Below are 21,014 nucleotides of genomic sequence, written 5' to 3' on the forward strand. Positions count from 1 at the left end.
GATGATATGCCTGAAAAGCAGGAGCAGTTTAAGTCATTATTAAAACGAAACGGACTGAAGGTAACCACCCAGAGGGTGGTAATTTTAGAGGAGTTAAGCAGTCGGCCGGGAAGACATCTGACAGCTGAGGAAATCTATGATTTAGTTAAGAAGAAGTACCCTGAGATTGGGTTGGCTACTGTTTATAGGACAATTCAGCTATTATCAGAGTTGAATTTAATTGATAAGCTTAATTTAGATGATGGATATGTCAGATATGAAATTGGGAGTAAAGGTCAGGAGGAATCCTGTCACCACCATCATCATTTGATATGTGTGGATTGTGGAAAGGTTTATGCTTTTCAGGACGATTTGCTGGAAACACTGGAAGAACGTATTAAACAAACCATGGGCTTTGAGGTTGTAGACCACGAGGTAAAACTATATGGTCACTGTAAAAAATGTTTAGAACAATCTAATGAATCTAATTCATAGTAAGTGATTTAACGAGGGATTTGTTTTGCGATTTCAATCTTAAATACACTTAAATATATCATGCACTTAGTTAATGGATAGAAATAAGTACATAATAACCATTGGAGGTGCAAATATTTGAAAGAAAACGAACAGAAAAAGAATAACAGGGAAGACTTACAGGGTGTTAAGATAATACCACTTGGTGGTTTGGAAAAGATAGGAATGAATATTACAGCAATTGAATACGAAGACAGTATTATCGTTGTTGATTGTGGTTTGTCTTTCCCGGATGATGAGATGTTAGGAATTGATTTGGTAATTCCTGATGTAACTTATTTAAAAGAAAATATTGATAAGGTAAAGGGTTTTGTAATTACTCATGGACATGAAGATCATATCGGTGCTCTCCCTTATATCTTAAAAGATATTAATGTACCAATTTATGCTACAAGATTGACGGTTGGTATTATTGAAAATAAATTAAAAGAACATAACTTATTAAAAAATACGAAGAGAAAAGTAATTAAATACGGTCAGTCGATTAATCTAGGATGTTTCCGTATTGAGTTTGTAAGAACCAACCACAGTATTGCAGATGCGGCGGCGTTAGCTATTTATACACCGGCAGGAGTAATCTTCCATACCGGTGACTTTAAGATTGATTATACGCCGGTCTTTGGGAGTCCCATTGATCTTCAAAGAATTGGTGAAATCGGTAAGAAGGGCGTATTAGCACTTTTATGTGACAGTACGAACTCCGAACGCCCGGGTTATACGATGTCCGAAAGTAGCGTTGGAAAAACCTTCGATAACATATTCGCTGACTATGCAAAGCAAAGAATTATTGTAGCAACCTTTGCATCGAATGTTGACCGTGTTCAGCAGATTATTAATTCCGCTGAGAAATTTGGCAGAAAAGTAGTCATCGAAGGCCGTAGCATGGTTAATATTATTACAACGGCAATTGATCTTGGATATATAAGAATGCCGGAAAATATGTTGATTGATGTAGAGATGATGAAAAACTATACGGATGATCAGTTGGTGTTAATTACTACCGGAAGTCAGGGGGAAGCCATGGCAGCCCTTTCCCGTATTGCAGCAGCCATTCACAGAAAAGTGTCAATAAAACCGGGTGATGTAGTTATACTTAGCTCAACACCGATTCCCGGCAATGAAAAAGCGGTATCTAAGGTGATTAACGAACTTTCCATGAGAGGTGCGAAAGTGATATATCAGGATACTCACGTATCCGGCCATGCCTGCCAGGAAGAAATCAAGCTGATGTATTCGCTGGTAAAACCCAAATATGCGATTCCGGTGCATGGTGAGTATCGTCATAAGATGAGACACGCTGAGATCGCGCAATTGATGGGTGTACCTAAAGATAACATATTTCTAATTAATTCCGGTGATGTTCTGACCTTATCTCAGGAGAAGGGTAAAGTAACAGGAGAAGTACCTGCCGGAGGTATTCTTGTAGATGGATTAGGTATTGGCGATGTAGGTAATATTGTACTACGTGACAGACAGCATCTGTCAGAGAATGGCTTAATCATAGTTGTGGTATCTCTGGAGAAATATACAAATAATATAATGGCAGGTCCTGATATTGTTTCCCGTGGATTCGTTTATGTGAAGGAATCCGAGAACCTGATGGAGGAAGCCAGGGTTGTAGTAGAAAAAGCCTTGGAAAAATGCTTGAGCAGAAACAACACTGAATGGGGCAAGATAAAGTCCGAAATTAAAGATTCCTTAAGTGATTATATTTGGAAGAAGACTAAGAGAAATCCTATGATCTTACCGATTATTATGGAAGTATAGATAAACTTATTGTTTTAATCCAACAAGGTAGATATTAGTTGTTGATAGAAGAAGCAGCGATGCCGGGTTGTGTGGATAAAAGGAGCGATTATATGGCGGCGAAATCTTCATCCGTTAAAGTAACATTAAAAATAACGAGCTTAATCCTGCGTTTGCTTATGAATATAATTTTTTATATTCTGGTTGTTATTCTGATTATAGATGTCAGTCGAAGGGCATTTGATTTTACTTATCAACTTTACGGACCTGTTACGGTGGATCCTGCACCCGGTCGAAAGATACTAATACAGATTAAACCGGGTGAAACGACGATGGATATTGCAAATAAGCTTGAACTTAACAGGGTGATTAAAAACAAATATTCCTTTTATTTAAAAGCAAGACTGCAAAATCTTATGATACAGACCGGAACCTATGAAGTGTATTCCTCTATGACTTATAAGGAAATATTAGATGAAATCACGAATTATAAAAATTCTATTATACAGGATCAGGAACAGCAGTCGGAAGAACAAACGGAATAGCACAGTTTTTATATGAATGATTAACAAGTTTGCAAGAGTGAATATTAATGTATGAAACTCTAGTTGAATAAACTTTAGCTAGCCAATATGATGGGGCTTAAGATAAAATGCGATGAATACATGGTGTACATGATGATTAATCGGAAAGGGCTTGGTAATTATATGATAGTTGACGAAAGAATTACAGCGTATATCAATTCCTTAGATAAAGAACTAAAGAAGGAGTTACTGGATCTGGAGAAGGAAGCGCTGGTAAATCATGTACCTATCATAAAAAAAGAAACACAAGGTTTTCTTCGGTTTTTACTTTGCATGAAACAACCAAAACGTATCTTAGAGGTCGGAACAGCCATTGGCTTTTCCGCCCTCTTTATGAGCGAATATACAGTAGATGATTGTAAAATTACAACGATTGAAAAGGTTAAAATGCGGCTTGTGGAAGCGGAGAAAAATTTTAGTAATCCAATATTTTCTCATAAAGATAAAATTAAACTACTAAAAGGGGATGCTTCGGAGGTTTTGAAAGAGCTGGTATCAAAGAATCTGAAATATGATTTTATTTTTTTAGATGCAGCGAAAGCACAATACATGAATTTTCTTCCGGATCTCATGAAACTTTTAGATAAACAGGGTGTGTTAATTACAGATAATGTATTGCAGGACGGAACAGTTACAAATTCCCGCTATAGTGTTACAAGAAGAGATCGGACCATACATGCTAGAATGAGAGAGTATCTATATGAGATTACCCATATGGAAGAATTGGAGACAACGATCTTGCCGGTCGGAGATGGTGTTTCTATCAGTTATAGAATATAAGAAGACAATTAGAGCAACGCAGTGAATGTAAATACGGTTAATGCCAATAGATTAGAAATAATACAAGTAAAAAACATAAAGTTCATTAAAAGAGTTGATAAAGAGACTTACTTTTTGTACTATGTACGGAGAGTAATGATCCATATGGATGAGTTGCCAACAAAGTGTTAAAAGTTTAGAAAGTGTGGTTTTATGATAGATGAGAGAAAGAAACCGGAGCTGTTAATTCCGGCAGGAAATTTAGAGACTCTTCGTACAGCCGTTATGTATGGAGCCGATGCCATCTATATTGGCGGAGATTTATATGGACTAAGAGCCAAGGCTAAGAACTTTTCCATTGACGATATGAGAGAGGGTATTGCTTTTGCTCATAGCCATGGAAAAAAGGTATATGTAACTGCCAATATTACCGCCCATAATCAAGATTTATCAGGGATTAGAAATTATTTTAGAGAATTAAAAGCCTTCGGTGAAGACAGACCGGATGCTTTCATTATATCAGATCCCGGTGTGTTCTCCATTGCATTGGAGGAGGTACCGGAAATAGAGGTGCATATCAGCACGCAAGCTAATAATACGAATTATGAAACCTACCGATTTTGGCATAAGCTAGGGGCAACTAGAGTGGTAACTGCCAGAGAATTATCTTTGGAGGAGATCGTGGAACTTAGGTCTAAAATTCCTCATGATATGGAGATAGAGACCTTCGTTCATGGAGCAATGTGTATTGCTTACTCCGGACGATGCCTACTCAGTAATTATTTTACCGGAAGGGATGCCAATCTTGGTGCCTGTACGCATTCCTGTCGTTGGAAGTATCATATCGTAGAAGAAAAAAGACCAGGAGAGTATCTACCGATAGAGGAGAATGAGAGAGGAACGTATATATTTAACTCTAAGGACTTATGTATGATAGAGTACATCCCCGAACTGGTGAAAGCAGGAATTGATAGCCTGAAGGTGGAGGGAAGAATGAAGACAGCACTTTATGTGGCTACGGTAGCAAGAACCTATCGAAAAGCGATTGATGACTATTTTAAAGATCCTAAGCTTTATGAAGAGAATAAATCGCTTTATTTGGAAGAGGTCCGTAAAGGAGTTAACAGGCAGTTTACAACAGGCTTCTTCTTTGGAAAACCTTCTGAAGAGGATCAAATCTACGATCACAATACTTACGAAAAAGCATATACTTATCTTGGAACCATATCTGGTGAAAAAGATGGGTTATATGAATTGGAGCAGAAGAATAAATTCTCGGTTGGAGAAACCATTGAAGTAATCAAGCCAAGTGGTGAGACAATCCAAACAGTGGTTAATACAATAACCGATGATCAGGGAAATGAGATGGATAGCTGTCCCCATCCTAGGCAGAGAATTTTTATCAATATAGGAACAAAGTTAAATCCCTATGATATTTTAAGGCGAAAGGAATAAAACTTATATATATCCTATCCTATTATCCTTTTTTGGAGCATAGGTAGTATAAGCGGTCTACTGTCCTTTTTTTGGAGGTAAAGAAAATTAAGCAGTCCTACTGTCCTTTTTTCGGTGGTAAAGAAAATTAAGCAGTCCTTCTGTCCTTTTTTAAGAGGGATAGGCACTTTATGTCAATAATGCGCATAGGATAATAATGAAACTTAAGCATTGAGGGTGCTTATCTTCGTGAAATCGTTTCCAAAGCCGTTAAGTACGAAAGAGGAATCGGACTATCTGATACGATGCAAAGAAGGTGACAAAGAAGCAAGAGATAAGTTGATTGAACATAACTTAAGATTAGTAGCGCATATCGTGAAAAAGTACAATATGGTAGATAAAGAAACAGATGATTTGATATCGATTGGAACTATCGGATTGATTAAAGCAATCGATACCTTTGATGATGAGAAAGGGATTCGCCTGGCAACCTATGCTTCCCGGTGTATCGACAATGAGCTCTTAATGATGCTCAGGAGCGGTAAACGTTTAGCCAAAGAAGTGTATTTATACGATCCTATCGGATCCGACCGGGAAGGCAATGAAATCAATCTGTTGGATATTATAGAAGAAGCAGAAGTTGATATTGTTGAAAATATCGTTCTGGAAAATGACATAAAAAAACTGTATGGTTTGCTCGGTAAAGTATTAACAGATCGGGAACGGGAGATTATCTGTTTGCGTTACGGATTGAGTAACCATAAAGAAGTAACACAACGGGAGATAGCCAATAAACTTGGTATATCGAGAAGCTACGTCAGCAGGATAGAAAAGAAAGCATTAAAGAAACTGCGTGAGTGCTTTGAAATATAGTAATCGCTGAAGCAGTTTCTTTGAGAAGAATTGCAAAATGCTACTTTTCCTGTCAGCGGATGCTTTAAATAAATAATGTGTTTTATCCACTATACTTATTAACAGACTGTTGCTGATTTGCATAAAAGGCAGATTGGCAGCAGTTTTATTATGCGTATATCACTGCATATCTTTTATATGTATATTTGTATGCATATATTTCTTGTAATAATTTAAGTTATGTGTAAAAATGGAAGTAATATGATAATGCAAAATAGAAGAAATGAGGGGTGGCGATTAGTATATACTATGGCATTCATCGCTACCATATAGTATGTTATTAGTGGGTAAATAAATATATGCCAATCTATATGCATAATAATAGTACATGTATTCACAAATGCATTCAGATATTAGATAGCGGGCATGTAAAAAGGAGGTAGAAAATGAATGTAGCAATTGAAGTAGAGAATCTGGTTAAAAAATACGGAAATAATACGGTACTCCATCAGCTTACCTTCACAGCTATGCAGGGAGAGATATTTGCTTTACTTGGGGCCAATGGTGCAGGTAAGACAACCACCTTAGAGTGCATAGAAGGCATCAGAAGTTATCAGGAGGGCAGTATACATGTGCACGGTAAGATAGGAGTTCAGTTACAATCTACGTCGTTACCCGGAAGTATTACAGCAATAGAGGTATATAAATTATTCAGTAAATGGAATAAGATCAAAGGAGATATGACATTATTAGAACGGTTTGGTGTTTCTGATTTTAAGAATAAACAGTATAAATCATTATTGACTGGCCAAAAGAGGCGCCTGCATCTGGCAATTGCGCTCGTACATAATCCCGATATTATTTTCCTGGATGAACCGACTGCAGGGCTTGATGTTGAAGGACGGGTTGCTTTACATAATGAAATCAGAGGATTAAAAGAAGCCGGTAAAACAATAATCATGGCAAGTCATGATATGGCTGAGGTAGAGAGCTTATGTGACAGAATCGCAATCTTAAGGGAAGGAAAATTGGCTTTCCTAGGCACTGCAATGGAGCTAACACAAACCTATTATGGAGAAAGCAGGATCATTATTCGAACCAGATATCCATTTCCTACCCGAAATTTAATAAACAGTAAACAAGTTAAGACAACGGAAAACGATCAGAATTATCTTGCGGTAATCACTGAAGACATCGGAGACGCTCTCCTTGAACTGTTGACTATACTAAAGGAGTTAGATAATGATGTGTTGGATATTAAAATAGAGAGGGCAACCTTAGAACAACGTTTTATGGAGATAGCAAAGGAGGGGAGATAAGTATGGGTGCATTTATCTATGGCGTAGCTCTTCAGTGGAAATTGGATTTAAGAAATAAAGGAGTATTAATTACCTATTATCTGGTTCCTTTACTTTTCTTTGCATTCATAGGAACGATATTTACCTCGATTAATCCGGAAGCTAAGGAAACCTTAATTCAGTCAATGACAATATTTGCAATTACAATGGGTGCTTTTCTCGGATCACCGATACCGCTGGTGGAATTGTATTCCAGTGAGATTAAAAAAGCATATAAGGTAGGTAAAATCCCATTGTGGACAGGAATTGTGAATAATTTAATCTCTGCCTTTGTTCATCTGTTTCTAACCAGTATCATTATTTTTTTAGTTGCACCGATTGCATTTGATGCAACCAGACCAGATAATATTTTGTTTTATTTTGTTTCCCTGGCTATTTTTCTTATTGTGTGTCTATCCGTTGGAACGGTTCTTGGACTGTATATAAAAAGTACTTCGAAGTTAACGATGTTTTCTCAGATCTTATTTTTACCGTCACTAATGCTCTCCGGAATTATGTTTCCGGTGGAATTACTACCAAAGGGATTACAAACAGCAGGCTTTCTCTTCCCTGCAACCTGGGGACTAAAAATTATGACAAGGTTGCAAGTGGATTTATTATTATACTTACCGTTGATTGGATTCTTTGTTTTGGCCTGTATCATTAACTTCATAAAATTAGCAAGGATTGGCATTGATTGATATAACATATGATAGAAAAAGATTAATAAGAGTATGAACGGTATGGATTCTACTTGAGTTATCGTCCGTATCATATTCTAATGAAAGGAGTCATATATGGCTTATAGAGAGATAAAACAGGTAATATCAGGTGTTACTCAGTTCGATGGAGCCGGAGTCAAGTTGGTACGTGTCATAGGGTATTCGAATGTGAAAGATTTTGATCCATTCTTAATGCTGGATGCATTTGACTCGAACGATCCCAAGGATTATATCAAAGGTTTTCCGTGGCATCCTCATCGGGGGATTGAAACAGTAACATATCTGATCCATGGGGAAATTGAGCACAAGGACAGTATTGGAAATCAAGGGAGCATCAGAGACGGCAGTTGCCAATGGATGACGGCAGGAAAAGCAATATTACATCAGGAGATGCCGCAGCCTTCAAATCGAATGTTAGGTATACAACTATGGGTGAATTTACCGAAGAAGGATAAAATGGTACCTCCTCAGTACCGAGATATCTTGCCGAATATGATACCTAGAATTGAAAAAAACGGTTGTAGGGTAGGAGTCTTGGCGGGGAATTATGAAGGGAAGGAAGGGGCTACCCAGGGTGATTATGTGAAAGCTATGTTTCTGGATGTAGAGATGAAACCGGATTCAAGCTGGACCCTAAGTACAGAACCACAAGATACTGTCTTTATCTACATTGTAGAGGGTGAAGGATATTTTGGTGGATCCATACCAATGCATATTACATCGAAAAAGGCGGTATTATTTCATGAAGGGAATGAACTTAAGGTAAGTACCTCTGATAAAAGTATAAGATTCTTTGTGTTTTCAGGAAAACCGTTACAGGAACCTATAGCATGGGGCGGACCAATTGTTATGAATACGGGAGAAGAGCTTGAAAAGGCTTTCCAAGAAATTAGAGAAGGTACCTTCGGGAAGAAATAGATCGGGAAATCCTTTGATCGTTGTTGAGCATTATTAACTATGAAGGTTAAAGTCGATATGAAATAATAAAAGAGAAGGAGAGACGTGAGGTAACCCCTGTCTTTCCCTCTCTTTTGTATACTGTATCAATACAACAGTATATTATTGAATTACATCTTTGTCGTCCACTTGGAGCAGTCCCAAACTTTTGTTACAAAATCCTCATAAAAATCAGGTTCGTGACAAATCAATAGAATGCTTCCTTTATAATCTTTTAATGCTCTTTTTAATTCTGCTTTTGCATCCACATCCAAATGATTCGTCGGCTCATCCAGTAATAGTATATTCGTTTCACGGTTAATTAACTTACATAGCCGAACCTTAGCTTGTTCACCACCACTTAAGACTCTGACCTGGCTCTCGATATGCTTTGTGGTTAGTCCGCATTTAGCTAAGGCAGATCGAACCTCATATTGAGTAAATCCGGGGAATTCCTTCCAGATCTCTTCGATACAGGTGGTAGTATTACCGGGTGCCATCTCTTGTTCAAAATAACCAATATGAAGATAATCACCTAGGGTTACAACTCCGCTTAAAGGCTTGATTAAACCAAGAATACTCTTTAACAAGGTGGTCTTTCCAATACCATTCGCACCAATCAAAGCTATCTTTTCGCCACGTTCCATGGATAAAGATAGGGCTGAAGAAAGAGGGTCATCATATCCGATTACCAGTTCCTCGGTTTGGAAGATGTATTTACCTGCAGCCCGGGCTTCCTTAAAATAGAACTCCGGTTTTGGTTTATCCTTTGCTAACTCTATGACATCCATTTTATCCAGCTTCTTCTGGCGGGACATTGCCATGTTTCTGGTAGATACCCTTGCTTTATTTCGGGCAACAAAGTCTTCCAGTTCCTCGATTTCTTTTTGCTGTTTTTTATAGGCGGCTTCTAATTGAGCTTTCTTCACCTCATATACTTCCAGGAATTTATCATAATTACCTACGTAACGGTTAAGCTCCTGATTTTCCATGTGGTAGATAATGTTAACTACACTGTTTAAAAAGGGAATATCATGAGAGATAAGGATAAAAGCATTCTCATAATCCAGTAGATATCTCTTCAGCCATTCGATATGCTGTGCATCCAGATAATTCGTAGGCTCATCCAGAAGAAGAATATCGGGCTTCTCAAGTAACAATTTACCAAGAAGGAGTTTAGTTCTTTGTCCGCCGCTAAGATCACTGACATCGCGGTCTAGACCGATTTCATCCAAGCCCAAAGCTCTGGCAATCTCATCAACCTTCGCATCAATAATATAAAAATCATGGATTGTCAGAAGGTCCTGTATCGTACCAAGTTCTTCAATCATATCGGGAAGTTCATCTTCTCCTGCATCACCCATGGCATCGCATATTTGGTTCATCCTTGTCTCTAATTCAAATAGTTTTGCAAAGGCAGACTGTAACACGCTTCGAAGAGTCATACCCTTGGTAAGCTCAGTATGCTGATCCAGATATCCGGCTTGAACATGTCTTGCCCATTCAACTTTACCTTCATCGGGCATAAGCTTTCCGGTAACGATATTCATAAAGGAAGATTTACCCTCACCGTTTGCACCAATTAAACCGATATGTTCTCCTTTTAACAAACGAAAGGAAACATCCTTAAAGATTGCTCGGTCACCAAAACCGTGACTTAAATTGGATACATTTAATATACTCATAATTTAAACTCCTTATCAAATCTATAAATTGAATGAATATTCATAATATTTTTTACACGCTTACGATGTTACATTCTACACTAAATCTAGACAATATTCAATAAAAATGTAGATATATTGTAAGTGTTGCTGTGAGAAAATTTCACGATATACAAAATTTAAGTTGAAATAATGGGATTAAAAGATAATCTATTGTAAAATAAGATAAAATAAAACCAATTATATCAATATTATTGAAAATCAAAGCATGTTTTGCACTATTTAGAAAATAAGTATGGACTAATGCTGAAAATTGCATTATAATGTAAATATTAATAATTTCCTCTATTACAATATTTTAGTATATATGGCCTACCGAATTTCGTAAGAATTATAAGATGGAGGATTAATTGTATAAACAATACGCTGATTATAATAGGTATAAACACCCAATATGTCTAAAAACAATTTAATAATTGCTAAATTGGCACAGAAATGTTGCAATTTTGTATATTAAGACATATAATGAAGATGCAAGTAGGCAGGAGAGAAGCTTATGGAGTTCAACAATAAGAAGAAAAGACTTGGCGATATACTAATCGATGCAGGTGTTATTGATGAGCAACAGTTAGCAACCGCATTAGCACAGCAGAAAGAAAAAGGACAAAAACTCGGGGAAACCCTTATTGATTTGGGTTATACAACGGAAGTGGAGATAGCTAATGCCTTACATAGGCAACTTAACTGTGATTTTGTTGTTTTATCTGAACGAAGAATTGAGCAGGACATTATTAAATTGGTCGGAGAAGAAATTCTTAGAAAGCATTCTGTAATTCCGTTTGAATTCAAGAAAGGATCTCCCAATGTATTAAGAATTGCGATGTCGAACCCTTTGGATTATATAGCAATTGATGACATTGCGATTGTAACAAATTTTCAAATAGAACCCGCTGTTGCAACCTCCCATGATATTGCTTCAGCGATTGATAAATATTACGGTAACATAGAAGCTCTTAAGGTTGCACAGCGATATACGCAGGAAAGAGATAATCTAATTAAAACAGAGCAGACAACCCAAGAACAGACATCGGATGAGATAGATAATGCACCTATCGTTGTGCTGGTTCGATCTATTATTGAGCAGGGAATCAGACAACGGGCCAGTGATGTACATATCGAACCCTTAGAAGATGATATTCGGGTTCGTTACAGAATTGACGGAGTACTAAGTAAAGGTAGAAGATACAGTTTAACCTTGATGCCGGCAATTATAGCCAGAGTAAAGATTATATCCGGAATGGATATATCCGAGAAAAGAAGACCTCAGGATGGCCGTATCTCCTTAACCGTTGGCCGTCTGGAATATGATATCCGTTCTTCCATACTTCCTACGGTATATGGAGAGAAGGTAGTGCTTCGTATCGCATCAAAGAACGGTTTTACCAGGGATAAAAGGGAACTGGGTTTTACAGAAGCTGAGCTGGTACGTTATGATAAGATGATTTCACAACCCCATGGTATCATATTAATAACCGGACCGACAGGAAGCGGTAAGTCAACGACACTTTATACCATTCTTACCTCATTAAATAAAGAGGGAGTTAATCTAATAACGATTGAAGATCCTGTAGAGGCACATATTCCCGGTGTAAACCAGGTTCAGGTGAATGACAAGGTAAATCTAACCTTTGCCAGTGCCTTACGTTCTATCCTAAGACAGGATCCGGATATTATTATGATCGGTGAAATTCGTGACCAGCAGACCGCGGAAATAGCAGTAAAAGCATCCATAACAGGTCACCTTGTAGCCAGCACGATACATACGAATTCAGCAGCAAGTACGGTTACCCGTATGACGGATATGGGAGTAGAGCCTTACCTTTTATCTGAGGCTTTAGCAGGAATTATAGCACAACGTCTTGTTAGAAAGTTGTGTCCGGATTGTAGAAAAAAAAGAGAAGCAACAGAGGTAGAAAAACATATCCTTGGTTATCCCGATACGAAATCATTACAGGTACATGAGGCAGTAGGATGCGTGAAATGCAATGACACCGGTTACATAGGACGAATCGGCGTATATGAGATTTTACAGACCTCGACCAGAATCAGAGAGGCAATCCGAAAGAAATGGCCGACCGATGCAATTGCAGAAATTGCGGAGTCAGAAGGAATGAAGCCTCTTCGAAAACGGGCCATTGAATTGGTTTATGAAGGAATAACCACGGTGGAAGAGTTGCTACGGATCTCTTTTGATGAGGAATATCTATAACTAATTTCCTATAACAAATCTTAAGATTTTCTTAATATTTAGTCGATAAACAATAGGAGAATGTAATGATGGAGGATGATATGAATCTTACGATAGATGATTTATTAAAAGACGCACAAAACAGAAAGGCATCGGATTTACATCTTACCGTAGGAGTATCCCCAAAATGCAGAGTTCATGGTGATTTGATTGACATGGGATATCAGCCGTTAACCCCTGCTGATACGGAAAACCTGATTATGCCGATTGTGCCACCACGGATGAAGGAGATATTAATATCGAAAGGTGAAGTAGACTTCTCTTATTCGATTACCGGAGTAGGAAGATATCGTGTTAACGTATTTAAACAAAGGGGCAGTTATGCTTTGGTTATAAGAATTATTAATACCACGATACCTAGGCCGGAGGCGTTAGGTTTGCCTTATTCTGTTGTTGAGTTGACAAAGAAGAAGAGAGGGTTGGTTTTGGTAACAGGACCAACAGGTAGTGGTAAATCCACGACTCTAGCCTCATTACTTGATATTATAAATACCTATTACAACAACCATATAATCACTTTGGAAGATCCGATCGAGTACTTGCACCATCATAAGAAATCTTTGGTGAACCAGAGAGAGATAGGGCTTGATACTACGTCCTTTGCCAGTGCCCTGCGTGTTGTACTTCGTGAAGATCCGGATGTTATATTAGTTGGTGAGATGCGTGATTTAGAAACCATAGAAATTGCCATAACCGCAGCGGAGACAGGTCATCTTGTGTTCTCCACCTTACATACATTAGGTGCAGTCAGTACAATAGACCGTATTATAGACGTATTTCCGCCGCACCAACAACAACAGATCAGGGTACAGCTGGCATCTGTATTGGAAGGCGTGATATCGCAACAATTAATTCCCACCTTAGACGGGACAAGCAGGGTTGCTTCCTTTGAAGTAATGTTGCCGACACCGGCAATCCGAAGTCTGATCAGAGAAGGAAAGAACCATCAGATTGCTTCTTTTATCCAAACCAGTAAAAAGATAGGTATGCAGACAATGGACGATGCAATTTTTGAATTATATCTTAAGGGAATGATCCATAAAGAACAGGCGTTATCATTTGCACAGGATCTAACAGCAATGGAACGTAAGGTTAATCAGTAATAAATAAATTCATAGCTTCTATTTATCATAAATTATTGGTACTACTACTTAGGTAAATCTTGATTGCTATGATTAGAATCTTGAGGTATATACTAAGATTAATATAGTATAGGAGGGAATTATCTTGGCCGGGTATGCCTATATTGCCATAGATATGAATGGAAAAGAGAGAAAAGGAAAGATGGAGGCACCGGATGAAGAGAAGGTGTTCCATAGTCTGAAAGCAGATGGGTATTTTCCGGTCTCGATTAAGGAGCTAGGTATACTCTCCAGAGATATTAATATTCAGATAACGAATCCGGTAAAACCTAGGGATTTAAGTGTATTTACCCGACAGTTTGTTAGTATCTTAAATGCCGGTGTGCCTATTGTAACTGCCTTGGACATGCTGGTAGAACAGACCGAGAATAAAACCCTGCGTAAAGCGATCAGCTCTACCTTATTATTGGTGGAAAAGGGCGAAAGACTTGCCGATGCAATGCGTAATCAGGGAAAGATCTTTCCACCGGTTTTTATCAACATGGTGGAAGCCGGAGAAACCTCCGGTAGCTTGGAAGTTGCCTTAGAACGGATGGCAGTGCACTTTGAAAAGGAAGCGAAGCTAAAAGCACTACTAAAGAAGGCCAGTGTTTATCCCGCATCACTTGGGATTATATCCTTGGCAGTTATAGTATTAATGTTAGCTTTTGTAATACCAACTTTTATGGATATGTTTGCTGATATGGATATGGAGATGCCGAAAGTCACTTTAGCTATTATGTCTGCCAGTAATTTTTTAATCAACAGATGGTATTTTGTCCTTGGAATTATTGTAATCATAAGTGTTGCTTTGATTATTTATAAGAATACATATAGCGGTAAAATGGTATTTGCAAAGATCGGACTAAAACTACCTCTAATAGGAAAGTTAAATATTAAGACGGCCAGTGCAAGATTTAGTAGAACTTTAAGTACTTTATTGGCAGCCGGGATACCTCTGATGGATGCAATTGATATCACTGCTAGGACAATGGATAATATTCTGATTAAAAAGATGCTGATGCAGTCCAAAGAAGAAGTGGCAAGAGGTGTACCGCTTTCTATACCGTTAATGTCATCCGGTATCTTTCCCCCTATGGTATACCATATGACAAAGATTGGTGAGGAAACCGGTAATATAGAAGTTATGTTGAATAAGATTGCTGATTATTATGATGAAGAAGTGGAAGTAGCAACCCAGGCATTGGTAGCTGCCATGGAACCACTAATCATTATCATAATGGCTGTAGTTGTCGGTGGTCTTATCTTAGCGATTTTACAACCTATGTTTTCTATGTATGAACAGATGGATTCTTCTCTGATGGGTGGTGATCCGGGGGCAGGTATTGCTCCTTAAGAAAAGTAGCTGGTTTTACGGACACAATATGTTAACTTGGTCCGAAGCGGAAGGCTTACCTACTAATCTCTCAAACTCTAATGCTAAATCCGTTTTGAACATAAATAACAAATGAATAGGAGAGAAAGAGAATGAAAAGTTTAAAGGAAAACAACAAAGGTTTTTCACTTGTTGAGTTAATCGTTGTTATCGCGATTATGGGGATACTTGCGGTTACCTTGGCACCAAGATTGACACAGTATATTGAAAGAGCTAGACTAGCTAGTGATCAGGAGGCTGTTAATACAATATTTACAGCTGCTAAATTAGCTAATGTGGAAAATCCAATCGGTGACGACCAAGAATTAGAATTAGGTTGGGCAGCACCAGGAGCAGGAGATCCTACTAGTATGTTTACTGTTTCAGCTGATGGAGATACTTGGACTTTAGTTCCAGAATATTTAGACCAAGATGCTACAGATGGTATTAGTCAGGCTTTCCTAGATGATATGAAGGCAGTTCTTGGTAATTTTGAGTTGAAATCAACTAATGTAGAGCCTTTTGATGCTACACCTGAAATTGTAACTCAGATAATACTATCAACTGATTCTAATGGAAATGTAAGTGTCTTATTGGATTATGATGGTGATGGTTCAGAAGACGGTGAGGACTATTCGGTGTCTGAATAATTTATTAGTAATAATTATTTTTCCATCAAACAGGGCTTTGCCCTGTTTGATGGTGTATCAAAAACAAAAGGCAGGATTATTATTATGAATGAATACATAGTGTATGTTTTTGTTTTAATCTACGGATTATTAATAGGAAGTTTTCTCAATGTATGTATCTATCGTATTCCGGAGGAATCCAGCATAGTTGTCGGAAGATCCCATTGTATGTATTGTAATACACAGTTAAAGTGGTATGAGTTAGTACCTGTATTCAGTTATATCTTTTTGTTGGGGAAATGTAGAACCTGTAAAGAAAAAATCTCAATTCAATACCCGATTATCGAAGCACTAAACGGAATGATGTATGTGCTGGTTTTTTATTTATATGGATGGGATACAATGTTGACCATTCTGTTAAACGTTATTTATTGTCTCGTTATTTCAGCTTTAATAGCACTCAGTGTAATAGATTTTAGGACGAATACTATACCGGTTGGTTTTAATATATTTATCATGGTTATGGGACTTATTGCAGTTTTTGTTAAGTATTTTTGGTACGGTAAGAATACGGATATGGTTCTTGATCATACCATTGGATTTTTCGCAATCAGTTTATTTTTACTGTTGATTTTCTATGCTACGAAGGGCAGAGGAATTGGTGGAGGGGATATTAAACTAATGGCGGCTGCAGGCTTATTACTAGGATGGGAGCTTATCGTTTTTGCCTTTTTTGGTGGATGTATCCTGGCTGCGTTTATCCATCCCATCCGAATGAGAATTAGCAACATCAGCAGGGTATTAGCCTTTGGACCGTATCTGTCTGTGGGGATCGTTATTGCGATGCTATTCGGAAATCAGATCATTGATTGGTATCTACAGACGTATATAGTTTAATTAGATTTGAAGGAATTTCATATTTTACATAGACGTAGATCAACTTATTGATAAACTCAAGATTTATAATCAAGTTACCATAGTGGGGGAACAGTATGGCTAAGAAAGTACTAAGTATAGTGATAGGAACTGAATGTACGAAAGTGTGTGAAGTTTCTTATAAAAAGAATTATAAGAATAAGGGCATCAAGGTATATCGAAGCATATCCTTTCCTACTCCGCCAGATACCATTGAGGATGGCTTTATCAAAGATAAGACAGCCTTTGGTGAAGTGTTGAAAAGTGAACTTCGTGAAGGGAAGTTAAAATCCGATAAGGTAATCTTCTCAGTAGCTTCCAGTAAGATTGCGAATCGGGAGGTTATTATTCCACCGGTGAAGGAAAAGCGAATTATGGATATCATAACGACCGGTGCTTCTGAGTATTTTCCGATCGAATTAAATGAGTATATCCTGTCTTATCTTATCTTAGAAAAAAATACCTCGAACAGGAAATTCAAGTCACTTAAGAAAAAGCAAAGCAAAGAGGAGAAAAAGCTTGCGAAAAAGTTAGAGAAAGAGAAGCGAAAAGCTCTAAAGAAAAAGAGCAAGACAGAAATAATTGCTGAAAATATGGAAATGATGGAGGCGCAAGAGAACGAGAAAACCTCCAACCCTAATGATATTGTAAATAATGATAAAGACAAAGGTACGGGTAATGCACAAAAACAAATGCGATTATCCGTATTTGCTGCGCCATCAACCCTTGTAAAGAATTACTACAGTTTTGCTAAGATGATGCATCTAGATATTGTAGCGATCGATTATATCGGTAACAGTAGTTATCAGACCATTAAACGACAAGTTAACCGAGGTACCAACGTTTTTGTACAGATGAATGAGCAGGATACTTTAATCAGTATCCTAAGGGATGATGTATTACTTCTTCAAAGAACGGTGGGGTATGGTGTATCGGCCCTTACAGAAACTGTTATGGAGCAAAATTATTTTAAGATAAATAATGCGAAAGAAGCATTTGAACTATTAAAAGAAAGAAACCTGTTATCCTTAGAGGCAGAAGTGAAGGAGCCGATTCGTTTTGACTCCTCCTGGACAGAGGGAGAAAGTGCAGCCGCCAGTGAATATGTGAATTCTATTGGTTTATCCAAACGAAGAAACAGAGAGAGTGATCTGGAAGTCATTCGAAACATTAGAGATTCACTACATTTTCTGGCTAACAGCATTGCCAGAATGCTTGATTATTATAAATCAAACCATAAACAGATCGATATTGAAGAGATTTATATTACCGGTCAAGGTGTTAATATACTTGGTATTGATGATTTCTTTACCGCAGAAATCGGAATTCCTCACAAGAAGATGGAGAAGCTTTATACAGTCAGTTCTAAGAAAAAAGCTAAAACATATCGAAGTAACCCCAGTGCTTTTATCTCCTGTATCGGTGCCGTTATTAAACCGGTAGATTTTATACCGAGGGAGTTTATCTTAAAGAAACAAAAACGTAGTGCGGTTATTGGCACAATTCTTTTCTCCTTAGTGTGCTTAGCCGGTGCCTCTGGTATTATCTATGTGTCTTATATTGATTACCGGGATGCGAAGGAAGTGTTACAGGATATTCAAGCTCAGTATGATGTCTTACCTCCTTTAAGCGGTGTCCATGAAGAACTTAACGCAGCCAATGCAGAGTTAGGGGAGTTGACAAAACTTAAGGATATGACACAAAGTAATAATGATTACATTAAGGAAATCATTGACGAGCTGGAAAGAAAGTTACCCTCCGGTACTGTCATTCATACGATGGTATTTCAAAATACGGCTGTTACCATGAATGTAACTGCCAATGATGATAGCGCCGGTCCTAATGCTTTGGTATATAAGACTTTAAAGCAACTAAAGACGATTAAGTATTTTAAGGAAAATATCGATGTATCAGGTATCTCTGTATCTGTGGAAAACGGTATATCGAAAGTTAACTTTACGATAACATGTAAATATGTTGATTAACCCGCCAAGGAGGACAGGGTATGAAAAAGAAGAAAATCACAGCAAATCAAATTAAGTTCATTATCAACATGATCAGTCTTACTATATTTGCTGTTGCGTATTTATATATTTTTGATAATTACACAGGTAAGACAGATGACATATATCAGGAAGTGGAACTTATAAAAGCCCAGATGAAAGAGAGGGAACAAAGGCTATCGGAAGAAGATGAAGTTCTCTCTGAAATACCTGAGGTAAAAGAGGAAGGTCAAAAGGTTATCGATAGTTTTCCTGTATATATAGCAAAAGAAGATAATTTTATGTTTATTGAGAAGATGGAAGAAGCACTTGATGTCCAGATATCCTCTGTCAATGTTACGGATAATGTGATATTTTACGAGACAAGCGTTCCTGCGAGATCAGAAGTGTTAATTTCCGAGAATCTTCTGCCGACCTTAGAGGAATCAGATGTTGGTAGTACCGACGATAATAAGGAAGAAAATGAACAAGTAATGACCGGTATACAAAACACAATCAGTATGAGCTTTGTAACAACGTATCAAGGATTTAAGGAATTGGTGGAATATATCCGAGAATATCCAGAACGAACCATCATTGAGAATGCATCCGTCAGTTATGACAGTACTACAGGGAATTTGACCGGAAGTTTAATGTTAAAACGCTTTGCATTGGCCGGCTCCGGTAAGGAATATAAAGCACCTGTCATTGATGGAATTAATATCGGTACAGATAATATCTTCGGTACGGATGATTAGTGAAAATGTGGACTGGAAGGTTAGGTAATATATGGAGAAATCTAGGATACACAAGAAACCACTGAAAATGAATAATAAAGGCTTCTCCCTGGTCGAATTGTTGATCAGTATTGTGGTTTTAGTCATTATCATGGTACCTTTAATGAATAATTTCTTCCGGTCTATGATAATGAACAAAAAAGCAGAGGCATATCAGGTTCAGAGTAATCTTGCAGCCAGTATTATGGAGGGGTTAAAAGACTTAACTATGGATGAAACCATAGCCCAGTTTAATGGAGGCTTTAGTATGCTAACGGAAATACCGGGAAGTTTATCCATAGGGGAAGCAGTCCAGCTAGAAGAGGTACCAGGGGGATATAATAAATCAGACATTCCATTATATGAGCAGTCAACTTACTATTTTGCAATTCATGATATTAAAGTAGGTGGTACTGCTTATGATGCTTTTATTAAGATGAATCCCCAGACCTATAAGAATGCGGCAGATACTATGAACAATTTTTCGATGCCAGATGTGATTAATCTTGATGAGAAGGCGAACGGTTTTTTGTTCTCCACCGGGGTATCGGAGACAGATACGGTTGATGCGAATGCTCTTGCGGCTTTCGTAGCTTTAGGACGGGATTATGCATATAAACTGTGGAAAGAGACGGTGTATCAGGCGTATCTTGATGCTAAGCTTTTATGGGATGAAGAACGGGAAATTGCCGAAATGGAAGGCAGTCCTCTCCCCACTCCATTGCCGATTCCATCCTTTGACATAAATGATCCGACCTATGAAGATTACTGTAAGGAAACTATCATTAAAACCTATATCACAAAGACGATGAAGATATCTGTCAGTGATGATGTAATCGATTATCAAATTAATTATCAATGCGAATGGCCGATTAGTACGACAGGATTGGATACGGTTATTAATTACCCGATTTGTACAAAATCCTATGCAGAGACATCCTTGCAAAACATTTATTTATTCTATACTCCGTCCGATTTTCAGGCATCAAAGGAGGATGTCATAGAGCTAGGTAATCCGGGAGGAGATTCGCTGCATTTTTTTGTGGCTCGGCAAAATGTCATGGCAATCCCCTTAGGTAAGGGTATTAAAATAAATCAACTAGCGGATGATGCAGTAGAGGTATATATCGATAATGAGCAATTCTCCGATCCAATTACCGGCAATTTATTAGCGGAGTCTGTGATTGCCGGTACTCCTATGGGAATGGGAGATATTACCCCGGATATGATGAAATCAGAAAAGAAAGACCGTATCTATGATGTAACAATAAGCATTTATCCATATGAGGATGGCGAACCGATGAACAAGTATCAACGAGAGCTTTATAGGTTACAATCTACCAGAGAGAAATAAATCAGAG

At 37.7% G+C, this 21,014-nt stretch carries 18 protein-coding genes; 17 read left to right on the forward strand and 1 reads right to left on the reverse strand.

The genetic code is table 11. The features are described from left to right. Window positions 1-6 precede the first annotated feature (6 nt). From I5677_RS02520 to I5677_RS02560, 9 genes are all read left to right on the forward strand, one after another. Window positions 7-474: a Fur family transcriptional regulator gene (locus tag I5677_RS02520; RefSeq protein WP_197660184.1), complete on the forward strand. Its 468-nt coding sequence runs from the start codon at window positions 7-9 to the stop codon at window positions 472-474. 117 nt (window positions 475-591) lie between these two features. Further along, a complete protein-coding gene (locus I5677_RS02525) occupies window positions 592-2,280 on the forward strand; it encodes a ribonuclease J (RefSeq protein ID WP_279380737.1) in 1,689 nt (562 codons plus the stop codon). A gap of 38 nt (window positions 2,281-2,318) precedes the next feature. Continuing rightward, a complete protein-coding gene (locus I5677_RS02530) occupies window positions 2,319-2,804 on the forward strand; it encodes an endolytic transglycosylase MltG (RefSeq protein ID WP_197660000.1) in 486 nt (161 codons plus the stop codon). 162 nt (window positions 2,805-2,966) lie between these two features. After that, window positions 2,967-3,623, forward strand: coding sequence for an O-methyltransferase (locus tag I5677_RS02535; protein WP_197660186.1), 657 nt, complete (start codon window positions 2,967-2,969; stop codon window positions 3,621-3,623). A gap of 192 nt (window positions 3,624-3,815) precedes the next feature. Further along, window positions 3,816-5,057, forward strand: coding sequence for a peptidase U32 family protein (locus I5677_RS02540; RefSeq protein ID WP_197660001.1), 1,242 nt, complete (start codon window positions 3,816-3,818; stop codon window positions 5,055-5,057). 228 nt (window positions 5,058-5,285) lie between these two features. After that, window positions 5,286-5,909 carry an RNA polymerase sporulation sigma factor SigK gene (gene sigK, locus I5677_RS02545; protein WP_197660002.1) on the forward strand — a complete coding sequence of 208 codons (624 nt, stop codon included), beginning with the start codon at window positions 5,286-5,288 and terminating at the stop codon, window positions 5,907-5,909. Window positions 5,910-6,334: 425 nt separating this feature from the next. Continuing rightward, window positions 6,335-7,207 carry an ABC transporter ATP-binding protein gene (locus I5677_RS02550; RefSeq protein WP_197660003.1) on the forward strand — a complete coding sequence of 291 codons (873 nt, stop codon included), beginning with the start codon at window positions 6,335-6,337 and terminating at the stop codon, window positions 7,205-7,207. A gap of 2 nt (window positions 7,208-7,209) precedes the next feature. After that, on the forward strand, window positions 7,210-7,926 hold the full coding sequence (locus I5677_RS02555) for an ABC transporter permease (protein ID WP_197660004.1): 717 nt from the start codon (window positions 7,210-7,212) through the stop codon (window positions 7,924-7,926). A 96-nt stretch (window positions 7,927-8,022) separates the two neighbouring features. Continuing rightward, entirely contained in the window at window positions 8,023-8,865 is an 843-nt protein-coding gene (locus I5677_RS02560) for a pirin family protein (protein ID WP_197660005.1), read from the forward strand. Window positions 8,866-9,014: 149 nt separating this feature from the next. Here I5677_RS02560 and I5677_RS02565 read toward each other — a convergent pair whose 3' ends face one another. Next, window positions 9,015-10,568, reverse strand: coding sequence for an ABC-F family ATP-binding cassette domain-containing protein (locus I5677_RS02565; protein ID WP_197660006.1), 1,554 nt, complete (start codon window positions 10,566-10,568; stop codon window positions 9,015-9,017). Between the two features lie 535 nt (window positions 10,569-11,103). Here I5677_RS02565 and I5677_RS02570 point away from each other — a divergent pair. From I5677_RS02570 to I5677_RS02605, 8 genes are all read left to right on the forward strand, one after another. Beyond that, window positions 11,104-12,816, forward strand: coding sequence for a GspE/PulE family protein (locus I5677_RS02570; RefSeq protein ID WP_197660007.1), 1,713 nt, complete (start codon window positions 11,104-11,106; stop codon window positions 12,814-12,816). A 65-nt stretch (window positions 12,817-12,881) separates the two neighbouring features. Beyond that, entirely contained in the window at window positions 12,882-13,958 is a 1,077-nt protein-coding gene (locus I5677_RS02575; protein WP_279380738.1) for a type IV pilus twitching motility protein PilT, read from the forward strand. Between the two features lie 124 nt (window positions 13,959-14,082). After that, complete coding sequence (locus I5677_RS02580) at window positions 14,083-15,333, forward strand: type II secretion system F family protein (protein WP_197660008.1); 1,251 nt, start codon at window positions 14,083-14,085, stop codon at window positions 15,331-15,333. Between the two features lie 131 nt (window positions 15,334-15,464). Then, window positions 15,465-16,001, forward strand: coding sequence for a type II secretion system protein (locus I5677_RS02585; RefSeq protein WP_197660009.1), 537 nt, complete (start codon window positions 15,465-15,467; stop codon window positions 15,999-16,001). 84 nt (window positions 16,002-16,085) lie between these two features. Further along, window positions 16,086-16,877: a prepilin peptidase gene (locus I5677_RS02590; RefSeq protein WP_206762664.1), complete on the forward strand. Its 792-nt coding sequence runs from the start codon at window positions 16,086-16,088 to the stop codon at window positions 16,875-16,877. Between the two features lie 95 nt (window positions 16,878-16,972). Further along, on the forward strand, window positions 16,973-18,880 hold the full coding sequence (locus I5677_RS02595; protein ID WP_197660010.1) for a type IV pilus biogenesis protein PilM: 1,908 nt from the start codon (window positions 16,973-16,975) through the stop codon (window positions 18,878-18,880). Window positions 18,881-18,900: 20 nt separating this feature from the next. Beyond that, window positions 18,901-19,635 (forward strand): hypothetical protein, encoded by a 735-nt coding sequence (locus tag I5677_RS02600; protein WP_197660011.1) that lies wholly within the window; start codon window positions 18,901-18,903, stop codon window positions 19,633-19,635. Window positions 19,636-19,666: 31 nt separating this feature from the next. Continuing rightward, complete coding sequence (locus I5677_RS02605; protein WP_197660012.1) at window positions 19,667-21,007, forward strand: type IV pilus modification PilV family protein; 1,341 nt, start codon at window positions 19,667-19,669, stop codon at window positions 21,005-21,007. Window positions 21,008-21,014 lie beyond the last annotated feature (7 nt).

Origin of the sequence: Mobilitalea sibirica, assembly GCF_015999265.1 — a bacterium.
GTDB classification, from domain to species: domain Bacteria; phylum Bacillota; class Clostridia; order Lachnospirales; family Lachnospiraceae; genus Mobilitalea; species Mobilitalea sibirica.